Genomic DNA, 16,064 nt, shown 5'->3' on the forward strand with positions numbered 1-16,064 from the left:
TGGGTGTCCATGCAGGAGCTTGAGTTCGCCGAGCGTGACGAGGGTGGCCGCCTGGTGGTCGTGGCCCAGGACGGGACCCGGTATGCCGTGCCCGTCGACGACCGGCTGCGCGCCGCCATGCGCCCGCGCCGCCCGGCGGGGACGGCCGACGGCTCGCCGTCCGCGACCGCCACGCCACGGGAGGTCCAGGCCATGATCCGGGCGGGTCAGACCGCCGAGGAGGTGGCCACCGCCACGGGCTGGGAGATCGCGCGCGTGCGCCGCTTCGAGGGCCCGGTGCTGGCCGAGCGGGAGCACGTCGTCGGTCTGGCCAAGGCGGCGCACGTGCGGGCGCAGGGCCGCACCGACGGCTCGCACACCCTCGAGCGACGGGCCCGTGAGCGGCTGCAGAGCCGCGGCGTGCCGCCGTCGGACACCCGGTGGGACGCCGCCCGGACCGGGGGCCAGGGACCGTGGACCGTGGTGGTCTCGTTCGTGGCCGGTGGTCGGGAGCGCCAGGCCACCTGGCACTACGACGTGCAGGACCGGTCCATCGAGGCGCTCGACGACGAGGCCCGCTGGCTCAGCGAGGACGAGCAGGCGCTGCCCGGCGGCCTCGCCGGGCATCCGCTCCTGGGCACCAGCCACGCCGAGGACGAGACAGCCGACCTCATGGCCACGATGCGCGAGCGCCGCCAGGCACGCGGCCGTCGTCACCGCCGGCCCGACGCCACCCGCGTCGAGGAGCGGGTCAAGGAGGCCGGGATCGACAACGAGCCCCTGCCCCTGGAGGACCTGCAGTACGACCCCAGCACCATGGGCGATCCGCCCGCCGCGCACCCGCGAGGATCTGCCCCCGAGGCCCCCGCTCCGCTGACCCCGGTCGAGGACGACGCGGACGAGACCGAGTCGCTGCCCGTGGCCGGCTCCGACGCCGCGGACGGCGCGCCCGCACGGCCCTCACGACGGGAGCGGCGTCGGCTGCGGCTGCCCAAGCTGCCGCCCGTGCTGGGCGACCCCGACGAGGAGAGCGAGGACGGCGACGGCCCTGCTCCCGAGACCGCCTACGCCCGCACCCACGACCCCGACGAGGTCACCTTCGAGGAGTTCTTCGGCGCCGACGACGAGCTCGAGGACGCCGAGCTCGAGCACGCCGACGCCGAGCTCGAGGACGCCGAGGAGCAGGGCCTGCACCTCGTCGAGGTCGAGGACGAGGACGAGGACGAGAACGAACGGTCCGCCGACGCGGAGGACGCCACGGCCGAGGGCGGCCAGGACCCCGAGCCGGACACGCAGGACGCAGACGTGCCGGACGGCCCCGTGGACCCGGAGGAGACCGACGATGCCGACGTGCGGCCGCTGCGGACCGCCGACGAGGCGGGCCAGGACGAGGAGGTCGCCGTCGAACCCGTGGGCGCGGGACGGCGCAAGGGTCGCCCGAGCGTGCCCAGCTGGGACGACATCATGTTCGGCGGCGGCTCCCGGCGCGGTTGAGCCGGCGGCGGCCCTCGTCGGTCACGCCTCCCTGAGCTTGGCGACCATCTCGTCGAGCCCGCGGCGGGCCGACGCCTCCGCCTCCCGGACCCGGTCGTGCATGGCCCGCGCGGCCTCCAGCGCGGCGGTGGCCCGACGCAGCGACTCCCGGCACGCGTCCACGCCGGACTCGTGCTGCTCGCGCTCGGCGGCCCGGTCGTCGTGGAACCCCTGCACCTCGGCGGCGGCCAGCTCGACCGCCCTGTCCAGCAGGAACCGGTAGGAGGTCCTCACCTTCTTCGGCGTCGTCTTGCGGCCGAGCGCCTCGACCTCCTCGCGCACCGAGTCACGCATGAAGGGCAGCGGGTCGGAGGTGTAGCCCCGCTCGGCCGCCGCGCGCTCCGCGCGGGCAAGCTGCTCCTGCGCCTGCGCCACCTCCCGCTCAGCGTCCCGCAGGGCGGTCGTGGCAGCCTCCCGGTGCGGCGCGAGACGCGTCCCCAGGGCGTAGAGCAGCTCCTCCGGCTCCCCCGGGGACAGCGCGTCGGCTGTCGAGGTCCTGCCCGCGCCCGGTCGGTCCTGCTCAGCCACACCCGCACACCTCATACCTCTGGCTCATCGCCACCACTGTCTCATCCGCCCGGGGACCGCGGCGGGCTGGGCACCGGGCACAGGTCGAGGTCGAAGGGCAGCACGTCCGGCGACAGCGCCTGGGCCCGTGCGGCGGAGGCGTTCATCCGGCGCATGTAGTGGCGCCGGCAGAGCATCTCGTACTCGACCAGCGGCGTCGTCCCGTCCGGCCCGGCGACGTCACCGACGACGACCTGCTCGCCCTCGACCACCATGACGCCGTCGACCACGCGCGCGTTGACGGTCGCGGCCTTGCCGCACCAGCACAGCGCCTGCACCTGCAGCTGCTGGGTGCGGTCGGCGAGCTCGATGAGGCGGCGCGACCCGGGGAACAGCTCGGTGCGGAAGTCGGCGGTGATGCCGAAGGCGAAGACGTCGACACCCATCTCGTCGACCAGGCGGGCCAGCTGCTCGACCTGGTCGGGGGTGTAGAACTGGGCCTCGTCGCAGATGAGGTAGTCGACCTTGCGCCCCGTGGTGACCTGGGCCGTGACGAAGTCCCAGAAGTCCAGGTCGTCCCCGACCTCCAGCGCGGACTTCGTCAGCCCCAGCCGTGAGGAGAGCACCGCCTCGCCCGACCTGTCGTGCTTGGTGAACAGCAGCCCCGCCCGCCCGCGCGTGGAGTGGGTGTGGTCCATCTGCAGCGCCAGGGTCGACTTCCCGCAGTCCATGGTCCCGGTGAAGAAGACGAGCTCAGCCACCCGGGCAGTCTACGAGGCGGGCGGCCGTGACCGACCGGCAGTCCGCCCCCGCGTTCAGACCTGGTGGACCAGCAGCGGGATCGCGGTCTCGGCCTCGGTGACGCTGCCGTGGTGGCCCTTGAGGCGCAGCACCTCCGGGCGCAGCGACCGGGAGTCGAGCACGGTGCCCTGACCAAGCATCGCGACGACGACCTCGCCGATCCGCTGCGCGTAACCCTCGCGGACGGGGCCGAACCACCCGGCCTCGATCGCCTCCTCGCGCCGCAGCACGAGCGCGCCCTCCCCCAGCTCCTCGCGCCACGTGGCGACCACGTCGTCGATGGCACCCCGCTCGCACCAGGCCTGCGGCGCCCGGGGCTCGCCCGCCAGCAGCCGCACGCCCGCCTCCAGCACCTCGTCGACGGCCAGGTCGCGCCGCTGGAGGACCGGCGCCTCGACCATGCCGTGGTCGGAGGTGACGACCACCACGGTGCCCTCAGGCACCCGTTCGGCGAGACCGGCGACGAAGGCGTCGACCGCCTCGACCGCCTCGCCCCACTCCAGGGTGTCCGGGCCGTGGACATGACCGGCCTTGTCGACCTCGTCCCAGTAGGCGTAGACGAGGGCCCGTCCCCGGCGTCCGGCCTGACCGAGGGCGTGCAGCACGCCGTCGGTCCGCTCCTCGACGGTGTCGGCCGGCAGGTAGGCACCGCCGCGCTGGGCGGCGCGGGTGAAGCCGGAGGTCTCGAACATGGCGCGGGAGACCGTGGTGGCGGTGACGTTGCGCCGGCCCGCCTCCTGCAGCAGCGTGCGCAGCGGCTGGTGGCTGTGCGGGTCGGGCCCGTCCCGCCACCCCAGGTGGTTGAAGAGCCGCTCGCCGCGCAGCGCGGTCTGCCACCCGATGATGCCGTGGTCACCCGCCCGGCGGCCGGTCCCCAGGCTCGTCAGGCTCGTGGCGGTGGTGGACGGGAACCCGCAGTGGGCCACGGGCACCGGCGAGGTCATCGTGCGCAGGAACGGCGCGTGGCCGGTGCGGCGCTCCAGCTGCCGGGCGCCGAGCCCGTCGACGAGGACGACCACGACGCGCCGGGTGGCGGGCAGCGACCACGTCGGCTCCGGGATGTCGGGGGGCAGCCCGGCCCCCAGCGCGACGAAGGCGGCGGGCAGGACGGAGGCCAGCCCCTCCCCGGGGCCGGGCGGCTGGTAGAGCGCCGCGGCTCGGGCGACCTGCGCCGACGTGGGCGCGCCGGTGGGCCCGGGTCCGGCGTGCACGCTCAGCGTCCGAGGCGGGCGGACAGCTCCTGGGAGAAGGTGAGCGCCCGCTCCAGCTGCTCCACGCCGTCGGCGTCGGCCGAGACCCGCAGCGAGATGTCGTCCCCGGCCACCGTGCCCTCGTAACCGTGGTCGCCCTCGCACTGGGGGTCCTCGCACATCGCCGGGACCAGGTCGACGCGCGCGACCGCGCCCCAGCCCAGCGTCAGCGTGACGGCCCGGCCCTCGAGGCTGCCGTCATAGGTCTCCGGGTCGGCGACGACGTGCGTGAGCATGACCCCCCGCACCTGGCGCAACGGGACCGTCTCGCTCGTCGCGGTCGCCATCCGCTGCCGCTCCGGGCCCTCGTGGTCGTCGGCGTGGGCGATGACCAGCCGCCGGTCGGTGAGGACGAGCACCGTCAGGTGGTTGCGGACCGCCTGCTCGTCGAACGTCGTCTCGGCGTGGACGAGGTGGGCGACGACCTGGTCGCGCCCCACCGCGGTGACCACCACGTCGTGGACGACGGCCGGCAGGTAGCCGGCGTGCTCGATGTCGGCCACGAGGGAGTCGGGCAGGGGGGACCTCAGTCGACGGACCATACGGCCCATCGTGCCACCTGACCGCGTCACGACAGCATCGCCCGCCGCTCGGCGTCGGTGCGGGTGGGCGCCGGGGCGATCTGGACCGAGGCCCCCAGCACGTCGACCCCGTCCTGGTGGGCCATGACCGGGTTGAGCCGGAGGGAGGCGATCTCGGGGTGGTCGTCGGCCAGCACGGAGACCCGGGCGATGAGGTCGTAGAGGGCGCCGTGGTCCACCGGCATCGCCCCCCGGTAGCCGTCCAGCATCGGCGCGGCCCTGATCGAGGTGACCATGTCGACGATGTCGACGTCGGTGAGCGGCGGGAACCGGCTCGACATGTCGCCGAGCAGGTCGATCGGCACCCCGGCGACACCGAAGCCGACGACCGGGCCGAAGAGCGCGTCCTCGGTGCTGTGGACCTCGACCGCCACCCCGCCGGGCGCGGCCATCCGCTGCACCGCGATGCCCTCGGCACCCACCGGCTCCATGAGCGCCCTGAGGTCACGGTATGCGGCGCCGACGGCCTTGGGGTGGCGCAGCCCGGTGCGGATCCAGCCCTGACCCGGCTGGTGCTGCAGCAGGGGGGAGGTCGCCTTGAGCACGACCGTGCCCTTCATCTGCCGGTAGACCTCGACGGCCTCCTCGTCGGAGTGCACCGGGACCGAGGACCACACCTCGATGCCGTAGGCGGCCAGCAGGGCGGTGGTCTCCTCCTGCGGCAGCGCCTCACCACGGGGCGAGCGCTGCAGCACGGTGGCCACCAGCTCGTGCACCGTGCGCCGGTTGATCCGGTCCGGGCGCACCCGCGTGCCGCGGTCGCTGCGCAGCCAGTCGGCATACCGGGTCGCCGACGCCAGCGCCCGCACGGCGTCCTCCGGTGTGGCGTAGGTGGGCACCGCCCCGCCCGGGCTGACGCCCCGCATGCCGAGGAAGTTGGCGACGCAGGGCTTGCCCCGGCCGGCCACCGCCGCGCCCACCGCCTCGACCACCTCGGGGTCGATCGAGGCCACCGGCGGGATGAAGCAGGCGACGAGGGAGTCCACGTCGTCGCGGGCCAGGGCCTCCTCGACGACCCTGCGGAACTCCTCGACCCGGGCCTCGGCGTTGACGCTGACCGGACCGTGCACCACCTCCATGCCCCACGACAGGGCGGCGTCGGCGGCGAGGGAGCCCAGCGCGTCGCTGTTCGTCACCACACCCACGCGGCGCCCTCCGGGCAGCGGCTGGTTGACGACCAGCTGGGCGACGTCGAAGAGCTGATGGGTGTTCTCGACCCGGATCACTCCGGCCTGCTTGAGCATCTGGGCGAAGGCCTCGGGCCGCTCGTGCGTGGCCCGCACCCGGTGCCCCCGCGGCGTGCCGAACTTGCCCACGCCCGACTTGACGACGATGACCGGCTTGACCGAGGAGAGCTTGCGGGCGATGCGGGAGAACTTGCGGGGGTTGCCCATCGACTCCAGGTAGAGCCCGACGGCGCTGGTGGCGTCGTCGTCGAGCCAGTACTGCATGAGGTCGTTGCCGGAGATGTCGACACGGTTGCCGGCCGAGGCGAAGGTGGAGATGCCCAGCCGGCGACGCTGGGCCGAGGCGAGCACCGCCACCCCCAGCGCCCCGGACTGGGCGAAGAGCCCCAGCCGCCCGTGCGGCGGCAGGTGCTCGGGAGCGGCGAGGGAGGCGTCCAGCGCCACCTCCGGGTCGTTGTTGATCAGCCCGAAGCTGTTGGGCCCCAGCACCCGCATGCCGTAGCTGCGCGCCCGGGCGAGCAGACCCTGCTGCAGCTGCTCCCCCTCCGGGCCTGCCTCGGCGAAGCCCTCGGAGGCGACGACCAGCGCCTTGACGCCCGCGTCGGCGCACTCGTCGACGATCCCGAGGACGTCCGTGGCCGGCACCGCGATGACGGCCAGCGCGACCCCGCCCTCGATGTCGCAGACGGTCCGGTGGGAGGGCAGCCCACCGATGTCGGTGCCCGGCTCCGCCCGGTTGTTCACCGCGTACAGGGCACCGGTGTAGCCCCCGGCGACGATGTGCTCCAGGAAGGCCCGCCCCACGGTGTCGCTGCGCCGGCTCGCCCCGATGACCGCGACCGAGGCGGGGTGCAGCACCTGCCGCACGGAGCGGGCCTCGGAGCGGTGCTCCCGCGACATGCGCACCGCCCGGGAGGCGTCCGTGGGCTCGATGTCGAAGGACACCGCGATGACCCCGTCGTCGAACTCGTGGGAGGCGTCGTAGCCGGCGTCGCGGAAGACGCCGATCATCTTGCGGTTCTGCGGCAGCACGTCGGCGACGAAGCGGCGCACCCCTGCCTCCCGCCCGATGTCGGCCAGGTGCTCCAGCAGGACCGAGCCGATGCCACGGCCCTGGTGGTGGTCGGAGACGTTGAACGCGACCTCGGCGACCTGGCCGCCGCGCTCGATGCGGTCGTAGCGTCCGATGCCGGCGATCTTGTCGCGGATCGTCATGACGAGCGCGACCCGGTCGACGTAGTCGACGTGGGTGAAACGGTGGACGTCCTTGTCCGAGAGACGCTTGATGGGGGCGAAGAACCGCAGGTAGATGGACTCCTCGGACTGCCCGGCGTGGAACTCGTGGATGAGCTCGGCGTCGTCCGGGCGGATCGGGCGCACGTGCGCGACCATGCCGTCGGCCAGCACGACGTCGGCCTCCCACTCCTGGGGGTAACCGGGGGGCAGTCCGTCCTGCTCGGTCATGGGCCAACTATGGCAGGTGGGAGGGTGCGGGGGTGGTGACGCCCCGGGTCCGCGGCGGAGCGGCCGACGCGTTCAGCCTCCGGCGCCGACCTCGATGCCCGGCAGCTCGGTCCAGGTCTGCCAGTCGTCGTCGGTGACCCACCGCTGGGAGGAGCGGTGCGCTCCCTGCGGGTCGTAGCGGTAGGCGCCGCCGAAGCTCATGGAGCTGCCGCCGTGGGCGTCCAGCAGGGTACGGCCGGGTGACCAGGGCAGCACGGCCTCCCAGCCCTCGGCGCCGCCGACCCAGAGCGTGTCGTCCGTGGCCAGGGCCAGCCGCCGGCCGTCGTTGCTGGCCACGCGGCGGGTGGTGCCGCCGGGACCGGCGACCTCCTCCCAGGTGGCACCACCGTCGTGCGACAGCTGCACGGCGTCGGAGCCGTGGCACCAGTGCACCAGGGTGTCCTGGCTCTCGGGAGCGGTCCCCAGCTCGCACTCCTCCGCGGGGCGCCGGACCACGGTGGCCGTCTCCTCACCGTCGGCGATCCGGTACGTCGTGCCGGCGTAGGTGACGTAGACCGCGTCGTAGGTGGCAGCCAGCTCGGCCCCCAGGAGGCCCGGCGGGGCGTAGCGCGGGGTGGGCAGGTCGGGCAACTTCACCAGGCGCCGCCCGGTGGTGGCGTCGTCGGTGTCCACGTCCGTGACGACGACCTCGGCGCAACCGCCCGCGGCCCCGCCCTCGCAGCCCTCGGTCACCACCACGAGCGTGGACCGGAAGGCCTGGACCGCCATCGGTACCCCCCGGGTGGGGACCGGGGTCCACGTGCGCCCCGCGTCGTCGGAGCGGACCAGGCCGCCGCTGGGGTCGGGAACCCCCGGTCGGTCCTGGGCGGCGTCCTCGCCCGGGCCCCACATCCAGGCACGGTCGCGGGAGGCGGCCGACCAGTAGTAACCGGCCTCGAACATGTCCACCCGTGCCGTCCAGGTCCGGCCCGCGTCCTCGCTGACCGCCAGGCCGGGGCAGTCCCACTCCATCGCCGCGGCGGCGCAGTCGTAGGTGAGCTGGGCGACGCGCAGGTCGCTCTCCTCGCCGCTGGGCTCCGCCACCAGCAGGACCTGGGCTGCCGGGTCGGGCGCGGGCAGCACGAGCGGCCCGGCGGAGGCCCCCGTCACCGGGGCGGACGTCACCTCGGAGGAGGCCCGGGGCGTCGGCTGCGCGGTCGACGTCGCGCCGTCAGCGGTCCGGGTCGGCGCGGCCTCGACCGGCCCGCTCCGGTCGGTGGCGGTCGCCTCCGACGGTCCCGGCGCGGTCGCCGTCACCGGCGCCCGGTCGTCACCGCCCGTGGCGGCCGGCCCGGCCACGGGCCCACCGAGACCCTGACCGGCGAGCACCGCCACGCCCACCGCGGACGCGGCGACCGCTCCGGCGAGGAACCACATACCCCTGGAGCGGCGCGGGCCGCGCCCGGCACGCTCCCGGATCACCTGCCAGGTGTCCTCGTCGGAGCCCTGGTCCACGATCCGGCTGCGGTGGGCGGCGAAGAAGTCCTCGACGACGCGGTCGTGCTCGTCGCCGGGTGGGCGCTGGGGGTTGCGGTCGTTCATCGGGCACTCTCCAGGGTGCGCGCGAGCCGTGCCCGCGCCTCGAACAGGTCGGACTTGACGGTGCCCTCGGCCTTGCCGAGGGAGCGGGCGACCTGGGCCACGGTCAGGTCGCCGAAGTAGTGCAGCAGGACGGCCGCGCGCAGCCGTTCGGGCAGCGACTCGACGGCGTCGCGCACCGACACCCGCTGGGCCAGGTCGTGCGAGGGCGCCGCGCCGTCCGGGTCCACGCCGGAGGCCTCCCGCTGGTATGCGGCACGCTCCCGCCCGCGCTTGCGCCAGTGGTCCTTCACCAGGTTGGCGACGGTGGTGTAGAGCCAGGGCCGAGGCTGCTCGACCCGCTCCCAGTGGGCGAGCAGGCGCACGAACGCGTCGGTGGCCATGTCGTGCCCCAGGTCGGGGTCGCCGACCAGGTGGGTCGCCCATCCGGCCAGTGCGCCGAAGTGCGCGAGGTAGACCTCGTGGACGGTCTGCTCCACCGGGTCGGCGTCGCGGGACCGGTCCCCCGGGGGGCGTCTGCGCGTGGTCGGTGCTGTCACATCAGCTGAGACGCCGCTGGGGCGTGTCTGGTTGGACGTCATCTGCTCCGGTCTCTCCCCCGGGCCGGACGTCGTCGTCGCGGCCCTGGCGTGGCGACGTCCGAGCCTGCCACAACGCACGGGGCCGCGACGGGGCAGACACGCGTGCCACCATGCGCGTATGGAGCTGCGTCAGGTGATCCGCTCGCGCCGGATGGTGCGCGCCTACGACCCGGCACGGCAGGTGCCGCCGGAGGTGCTGGACCGGGTCCTGGACCACGCGGTGCGGGCGCCCAGCGCCGGGTTCTCCCAGGGGTGGGACTTCGTCGTGCTCACCTCGGCGCAGGAGCGGGCGCGCTTCTGGGACACGACCGCGGACCCGGACGCCGGGCCCGACGCGGTGCCGGACCCCTGGCTGCGCGGGGTCTCGACGGCACCGTGCCTGGTCCTGTGCCTGTCCGACCGGGACGCCTACCTGGACCGCTACGCCGAGCCGGACAAGGGCTGGGGCGACCGGGACGAGGCCCGCTGGCCGGTCCCCTACTGGGACGTCGACACGGGGATGGCGGCGATGCTCATGCTGCTCACCGCCGTCGACGAGGGCCTGGGCGCGCTGTTCTTCGGGGTGCCGCCGGCGCGGCACCCCGTCGTGCGGCGCGCCTACGGCATACCGGAGGGGCGACGCATCGTCGGGGTGGTCGCGATGGGGTATGCCGCGCCCGACCGCCGCTCACCCTCGCTGCGGCGTGGTCGGCGCCCGGTGCGCGAGGTGGCCCACCGGGGCAGGTTCGGCGTCCCCTGGGAGACCGGGGCCTGACCGGGGTCAGTCGGCGGGGCCGCGCAGCAGGTGCCGCGTGGCCACCACGGCGAGCACGACCCCGGCCGCCAGCAGCAGCGCGCTGGCGGCCGCCACCCAGCCGGTGTGCGGCGCGAACGAGCGCGCCACCGGCCCCGCCAGGACCACCAGGACGGCGGCGAGTGCGAGGAGGACCTCCGGCGCGTGGTCGACCGGGCTGGCTGCGGCGGTGCGCTCGAGCCGGCGGCTGCGACGCAGCTGCCTGTCGAGCGGGCGGAAGGGCGCCCGGTGGGCGTGTGCGGTCATCTCGGTCCCCTGTCTGCTCGTGGCGTGAGCCCCGGTGCTCCGCCCTTGACACCTACACGTCGCGGAGGCGACGAAAGGTTGCACGCTCCCGCCCATCGTGACCAGATCGTGACGTCACCGGGGTCGCGAAACCCTCGCGCCCACTCTCCTCCGGCCGGCGGGTGCTGGCAAGGGTCACAGGGGTGGTGGTCGGGGACCCTCAGAGCGCCCGTGCGGCGGGGGCCGGCTGCACGTCCTGCCGCGTGGCCAGGAAGTCGTCGACCTCGGCCCTCGTGGGTGCCGTCGACGGGCCCCTGCGGGTCACCTTGACGGCGCCCGCGGCGTTGGCCCGGCGGGCCGCCTCCAGCCAGGAGGTGCCCAGCGCCCGTTCCGCGAGGAGGACACCGGTGTGCGCGTCCCCGGCGCCGTTGGTGTCCACGGGCACCTGCGGGTAGCCGCGCACGTAGGCCGTCTCGCCGCCGACCCGCACGAAGCAGCCCTCGGGGCCGTCACGGACCACGACGACGGCACCGGCGGGCAGGTGCTCGGCCACCGCCTCGCAGGCGGTGAAGGGGTCGCCGACGCCGGTCAGCTCCCGCGCCTCCTGGGCGTTGGAGGTCCACACGTCCGTGACCGCGAGCATCCGCACGCCCAGCTCCCGCGGCAGGTCGGCGAGGGCCGCCCCCGGGTCCAGGACGACGGACACCTCCGCCGGCAGGCTCTCGACCCACTCCAGCAGGGGGTCGCGGGTCGGCTCGTAGAGGCTGTATCCGGTGACGCACACCAGGTCGCCGCCGGCCGGCGCGCTGGTGGCCAGCGACTGCGCGGTGATGTCCCGTTCGGCGCCGTAGGTGGTGACGAAGGTGCGCTCGGCGGTCGGCTCGACCATGACCACGCAGATGCCGGTGTCCCGGTGCGGGACGGCCGGTGACACCAGCTCGATGCGCTCCTGCTCCATCGCGGCCCGCAGGAGGTCGCCGTTGGGGCCTGTGCCCACCGCCCCGGCGTGGACCGCCCGTGCGCCCGTGCGCGCCGCGGCGACGAGCGTGCTGACCGCACCCCCGGCGTAGCGCGTGTAGCTGGCGGCGTTGACGTTGCTGCCGCGCAGCGGCAGGTCCGGGACCTCCAGCACGACGTCGACCAGCGCCTGACCGGTGTGGATCACCCTCGAGCTCACACGGCATACCTTGCCACGACCTCCGCCGGACCACCCCCTCCGAGGAGGCCAACACCTGTCGTAGCCTCGGCGCAGGTGGCTCGCCGTCGCCACCTGCAGCCCACGAAGGAGCACCAGCCCATGCCCACGCCCACCGCCTCCACCGCCGCCGTGCTGTCCGGTCTCGACGCCGCCCGCCCGTGGCTGGAGGACCTCTACCGCCACCTGCACGCCCACCCCGAACTGTCCATGGACGAGCACGGGACGGCCGCCCGCGTGGTCAGCGAGGTGCAGGGCATGGCCGGCGGCGAGGAGCTCGAGGTCGTCCCGGGCATCGGCGGCACCGGCGTGGGCGTGGTGGCCCGCAACGGCGACGGCCCGACAGTGCTGCTGCGGGCGGACATGGACGGCCTGCCCGTGGCCGAGGACACCGGGCTGGACTACGCCTCCACCGTGTGGGCGCAGAACCGCCAGGGCGAGTCGGTCCCGGTGATGCACGCCTGCGGGCACGACACCCACGTCGCCACCCTGCTCGCCGCGCTGCGCCTCCTGCTCGAGCGGCGCGAGGCCTGGTCGGGGACGGTCGTGGCGGTGTTCCAGCCGGCCGAGGAGCAGTACAACGGCGCCGAGGCCATGGTCGAGGACGGGCTGGTCGACCGCCTGCCGCGCCCGGACGTCGCGCTCGGGCAGCACGTGCTCCCCGGGCCCGCGGGGTCGGTCCAGGTGGCCGCCGGACCCATCATGGCCAGCTGCGACGACTTCCGCATCACCCTGCACGGGCGCGGTGGGCACGGGTCCGCGCCGCACCAGACCATCGACCCGGTGGTGATGGCCGCGTCACTGGTCCTGCGCCTGCAGACGATCGTCTCCCGCCAGGTCGCGCCGACGTCGACGGCCGTCGTCACCGTCGGCCGCATCAACGCGGGGACGAAGACCAACATCATCCCGGCGACAGCGGTGCTGGAGGGCACGGTGCGCACCTACGACGCGGAGGTGGCCGCCACCTGCCTGGCCGCCATCGAGCGCACGGCCCGGGCGGAGGCCGCGGCCTGGGGCGCACCCGAGCCGGAGATGGAGACCTACGACCACCTGCCGGTCACCGACAACGACCCGGCCGTCACCGACCGCGTGCGCGCGGCGCTGTCCGCCGAGCTGGGTGCCGAGCAGGTCCGGGTCTTCGAGCCCGAGAGCGGCTCGGAGGACTTCTCCGTCCTGCCCGACGCCTGGGGCGTGCCCTACACCTACTGGGGTTTCGGTGCCTTCGACGCCCAGGAGTGGGCGGCAGCGGAGGCCGCCGGCACGGTCGACGACCTGCCCTCCAACCACTCCGCCCACTTCGCCCCGGTGCTCCAGCCGGTGCTCGACACCGGGGTGCGCGCGATGGTCGCCGCCGCGATGGAGTGGCTCGGGCGCTGAGCGGGCACCCGGACTCACAGGCCCAGCAGCCGAGCCTTGGCGGCGCTGAACTCGTCCTCGGTGAGCAGGCCCTCCTCGTGCAGCCGGGCGAGCTCGCCGAGCTGCTGCGGGAGCGGGTCGGCGCCGACCGGACCGCCCTCGTGCGCACCGTGCACCACGCCCTGGGGTCCCGGAGGTGCAGGTGTCGGGATCGTGGTCATCGCACCGGTCCCGGAGCGGGCCTGCTCGACCACCGACTCGAAGAGGTCGAGCGCCGCGCCGCCGCGGCCGGGGTCGAGACAGCCGAGGTATGTCGTGACGCCGGAGGTGTCGCGGGTGCGGACCTCGCCCGACCTGAGGAGCGACCGCCGGTCGAGCAGCACCTTCTCGACGACCGAGTGCCGCACCGAGTCGACGACGGGGTGGTCCTGGTGGCGGAGCCCGAGCGTGACCAGCCGGACGTCGGTCACCACCAGGTAGGAGACCAGGCGCCTGAGCCGGGACACGGCGAAGACCCCGAGCGGCCGCTCCCCCGTCCCGAGACGTCGGGCGAGGATGGTCCGGACCTCCAGGAGCGCATCCTCGGGGATGCTCGGATCGACTCGCACCCGGCCATTCTGACCCCCCGCGCTACTGGGCGGTCCAGCCGCCGTCCATCGCGTAGGAGGTGCCGGTGACCATGCCGGCGTCGTCGGACATGAGGAAGGAGGCCAGGGCCGCCACCTCGGCCGGCTCGATCATCCGCTTGATGGCCGCGCGGGTGAGCATGATCTTCTCCACGACCTCGCTCTCGGGGATGCCGTGGGTGCGTGCCTGGTCGGCGATCTGCCGCTCCACCAGCGGCGTGCGCACGTAGCCGGGGTTGACGCAGTTGGACGTCACGCCGTGGGCGGCACCTTCCAGGGCCGTCACCTTCGACAGCCCCTCCAGCCCGTGCTTGGCGGACACGTAGGGGGCCTTGAACTCCGAGGCCCGCAGCCCGTGCGCCGAGGAGATGTTGATGACCCGCCCCCAGCCCTGCTCGTACATGTGCGGCAGCGCGGCGCGCACCAGCAGGAACGGCGACTCCAGCATGAGGCGGTGGATGAGCCGGAAGTCCTCCGGCGCCAGCTCGTGGATCGGCGAGACCCGCTGGACGCCGGCGTTGTTGACGAGCACGTCGCACTCCAGGCGCAGGTCCTCCAGGGCGGCCGTGTCGGCCAGGTCGACCACCCACGCCTCGCCACCGATCTCACCGGCGACCCGCTCGGCCGCGGCCCGGTCCCGATCGGCCACGACGACCCGGAAACCGTCCTGGGCCCCCCGCCGCGCGACCGCCTCCCCGATCCCGCTGCCCCCACCGGTCACCAGCACCGTACGTGTCGTCATGCCTCGCCTCTTCTCGCTCGCGTCGGCCACCTCGCCCGTGCAGGGAGTGACCTATGGTCTCGACATCCTTAACTGACGAGCTGTTCATGTCGATGTGTCTTGTGTCCATATGAACCCGACCTATTGTGTCTTGGCTGCACATAGGCCGGCCCGTTCCCGGACCCTACGGTGAGTCGTCATGACCCACGCCGATCTCGAGACCGCCGCGGAGGACGCGCCCCGGGGCACCGTCGCCCTCTCCGCCCGCGGCCTGACCAAGGACTTCCGCGGCTTCCGAGCCGTCAAGGAGGTGGACCTCGACGTCGCCGAGGGCGAGGTGCACGCGCTCGTCGGCCCCAACGGCGCCGGCAAGACCACGCTGTTCAACCTGCTCACCGGTTTCATCAAGCCGACCGCGGGCACCATCACGGTCCACGGCACCGACATCACCGGCAAGCTGCCCGAGCAGATCGCCCACGAGGGCGTCGCCCGCTCCTTCCAGATCACCAGCCTCTTCGACAACCTCACCCCCCGCGAGCACCTCGAGCTGGCCCTGCAGGGCATGGCCGGCGGGGGTATGCGGTTCTGGCGCTCGGACCGCACGCTGCTGCGCTACCGCGGCCGCGCGGACGAGCTCGTCGAGCAGGTCGGCCTGACCGCCCTGGCCGACCGCCCGGCCGGCGAGCTGGCCTACGGCCAGAAGCGCGCGCTGGAGATGGCGCTCGTGCTGGCCCTGGACCCGAAGGTGATGCTGCTGGACGAGCCGACCGCAGGCATGGGCCGCGAGGACGTCGAGCGCACCATCGAGCTCGTCCGCCGCATCGCGGCCGGCCGCACCGTCGTCTTCGTCGACCACAACATGCATGTGGTCGGCAGCCTGGCCCACCACGTCACGGTGCTCATGGCCGGCGAGGTGCTGGCCCGGGGCACCTACGAGCGGGTCCGGACGGACCCCCGCGTCATCAGCGCCTACCTCGGGGAGGAGAGCCATGCTTGAGATTCGCGGCCTCGACGCCTTCTACGGAGAGGCCCAGGCGCTGCACGCGGTCGACATCACCGTCGGCGAGGGAGAGGTCGTCACCCTGGTCGGGCGCAACGGCGCCGGCAAGACCACGCTGCTGCGCTCGATCATGGGCCTGCACCGCGACGTCAGGGGGTCGGTCACCCTCGCCGGGAAGGACCTGACCCGTACGCCCGCCCACCAGCGGGCCCGCCTGGGGCTGGGGTGGGTGCAGGACGACCGCGGGATCTACGCCTCGCTGAACGTCGAGGAGAACCTCACCCTGCCGCCGGTCACCCACGTCGACTCGGCCTGGTCGCTGCGGCAGGTCTACGACGCCTTCCCGGTCCTGGCCGACCGCCGCCGGGCCCCGGGGACCACCCTCTCGGGCGGTGAGCAGCAGATGCTCGCGGTGGCACGGGTGCTGCGCACCGGCGCCCGGGTCCTGCTGCTGGACGAGCCGAGCGAGGGCCTGGCGCCGGTCATCGTCCAGCGCATCCGCGACATCGTCCTGGAGGTCAAGCAGCGCGGCTCGACGGTGCTGCTCGTCGAGCAGAACGTCGCGTTCGCCGCCAGCGTGGCCGACCGCCACTACGTGCTGGCCGAGGGCACCGTGGCCGCCGACCTCGACAACGCCGAGTTCACCGCCCGTCAGGGTGAGCTGCTGGAGTACCTCGGCATGTAGGA

At 74.1% G+C, this 16,064-nt stretch carries 16 protein-coding genes; 5 read left to right on the top strand and 11 right to left on the bottom strand.

Annotation, left to right across the window (positions count from 1 at the left end):
• Nucleotides 1–9: 9 nt before the first annotated feature.
• The gene (sepH, locus tag K330_RS22610) at nt 10–1,473 is read left to right on the top strand and encodes a septation protein SepH (RefSeq protein WP_156875739.1); all 1,464 of its coding nucleotides are present in this window, start codon (nt 10–12) and stop codon (nt 1,471–1,473) included.
• Nucleotides 1,474–1,494: 21 nt separating this feature from the next.
• Here the strand turns inward: sepH and K330_RS23640 are convergent, their stop codons facing one another.
• The 7 genes from K330_RS23640 to K330_RS0107985 all read right to left on the bottom strand — a co-directional run bounded on the left by K330_RS23640 (nt 1,495) and on the right by K330_RS0107985 (nt 9,359).
• The gene (locus K330_RS23640) at nt 1,495–2,040 is read right to left on the bottom strand and encodes a hypothetical protein (protein WP_022921304.1); all 546 of its coding nucleotides are present in this window, start codon (nt 2,038–2,040) and stop codon (nt 1,495–1,497) included.
• Nucleotides 2,041–2,081: 41 nt separating this feature from the next.
• A complete protein-coding gene (locus K330_RS0107960; protein ID WP_022921305.1) occupies nt 2,082–2,780 on the bottom strand; it encodes a thymidine kinase in 699 nt (232 codons plus the stop codon).
• Nucleotides 2,781–2,834: 54 nt separating this feature from the next.
• Nucleotides 2,835–4,031: an alkaline phosphatase family protein gene (locus K330_RS20035; RefSeq protein ID WP_022921306.1), complete on the bottom strand. Its 1,197-nt coding sequence runs from the start codon at nt 4,029–4,031 to the stop codon at nt 2,835–2,837.
• Between the two features lie 2 nt (nt 4,032–4,033).
• The gene (locus tag K330_RS0107970) at nt 4,034–4,612 is read right to left on the bottom strand and encodes a DUF5998 family protein (RefSeq protein WP_022921307.1); all 579 of its coding nucleotides are present in this window, start codon (nt 4,610–4,612) and stop codon (nt 4,034–4,036) included.
• Nucleotides 4,613–4,638: 26 nt separating this feature from the next.
• Nucleotides 4,639–7,302: a bifunctional acetate--CoA ligase family protein/GNAT family N-acetyltransferase gene (locus K330_RS0107975; RefSeq protein ID WP_022921308.1), complete on the bottom strand. Its 2,664-nt coding sequence runs from the start codon at nt 7,300–7,302 to the stop codon at nt 4,639–4,641.
• 72 nt (nt 7,303–7,374) lie between these two features.
• Nucleotides 7,375–8,883: a beta propeller repeat protein gene (locus K330_RS0107980; protein ID WP_022921309.1), complete on the bottom strand. Its 1,509-nt coding sequence runs from the start codon at nt 8,881–8,883 to the stop codon at nt 7,375–7,377.
• Entirely contained in the window at nt 8,880–9,359 is a 480-nt protein-coding gene (locus K330_RS0107985; RefSeq protein ID WP_022921310.1) for an RNA polymerase sigma factor, read from the bottom strand. The genes K330_RS0107980 and K330_RS0107985 overlap by 4 nt, the downstream gene beginning before the upstream one ends.
• A gap of 220 nt (nt 9,360–9,579) precedes the next feature.
• Here K330_RS0107985 and K330_RS0107990 point away from each other — a divergent pair, with 220 nt between their 5' ends.
• Nucleotides 9,580–10,215, top strand: coding sequence for a nitroreductase family protein (locus K330_RS0107990; RefSeq protein ID WP_022921311.1), 636 nt, complete (start codon nt 9,580–9,582; stop codon nt 10,213–10,215).
• Nucleotides 10,216–10,221: 6 nt separating this feature from the next.
• Here K330_RS0107990 and K330_RS0107995 read toward each other — a convergent pair whose 3' ends face one another.
• Both K330_RS0107995 and K330_RS20040 read right to left on the bottom strand, forming a co-directional pair.
• The gene (locus K330_RS0107995) at nt 10,222–10,500 is read right to left on the bottom strand and encodes a hypothetical protein (protein ID WP_022921312.1); all 279 of its coding nucleotides are present in this window, start codon (nt 10,498–10,500) and stop codon (nt 10,222–10,224) included.
• Between the two features lie 199 nt (nt 10,501–10,699).
• Nucleotides 10,700–11,656 (bottom strand): PfkB family carbohydrate kinase, encoded by a 957-nt coding sequence (locus K330_RS20040; RefSeq protein WP_229665786.1) that lies wholly within the window; start codon nt 11,654–11,656, stop codon nt 10,700–10,702.
• A gap of 120 nt (nt 11,657–11,776) precedes the next feature.
• Here K330_RS20040 and K330_RS0108005 point away from each other — a divergent pair, with 120 nt between their 5' ends.
• Complete coding sequence (locus tag K330_RS0108005; RefSeq protein WP_022921314.1) at nt 11,777–13,051, top strand: amidohydrolase; 1,275 nt, start codon at nt 11,777–11,779, stop codon at nt 13,049–13,051.
• A 14-nt stretch (nt 13,052–13,065) separates the two neighbouring features.
• Here the strand turns inward: K330_RS0108005 and K330_RS24530 are convergent, their stop codons facing one another.
• Nucleotides 13,066–13,638 carry an SHOCT domain-containing protein gene (locus K330_RS24530; RefSeq protein ID WP_022921315.1) on the bottom strand — a complete coding sequence of 191 codons (573 nt, stop codon included), beginning with the start codon at nt 13,636–13,638 and terminating at the stop codon, nt 13,066–13,068.
• Nucleotides 13,639–13,660: 22 nt separating this feature from the next.
• Complete coding sequence (locus K330_RS0108015; protein WP_029202457.1) at nt 13,661–14,398, bottom strand: 3-hydroxybutyrate dehydrogenase; 738 nt, start codon at nt 14,396–14,398, stop codon at nt 13,661–13,663.
• A 178-nt stretch (nt 14,399–14,576) separates the two neighbouring features.
• Here K330_RS0108015 and K330_RS0108020 point away from each other — a divergent pair, with 178 nt between their 5' ends.
• The gene (locus K330_RS0108020; protein WP_022921317.1) at nt 14,577–15,374 is read left to right on the top strand and encodes an ABC transporter ATP-binding protein; all 798 of its coding nucleotides are present in this window, start codon (nt 14,577–14,579) and stop codon (nt 15,372–15,374) included.
• A complete protein-coding gene (locus tag K330_RS0108025) occupies nt 15,367–16,062 on the top strand; it encodes an ABC transporter ATP-binding protein (RefSeq protein WP_022921318.1) in 696 nt (231 codons plus the stop codon). Before K330_RS0108020 ends, K330_RS0108025 begins: the two co-directional genes overlap by 8 nt.
• Nucleotides 16,063–16,064: the final 2 nt, after the last annotated feature.

It is taken from the genome of Ornithinimicrobium pekingense DSM 21552 (assembly GCF_000421185.1).
GTDB classification, from domain to species: domain Bacteria; phylum Actinomycetota; class Actinomycetes; order Actinomycetales; family Dermatophilaceae; genus Ornithinicoccus; species Ornithinicoccus pekingensis.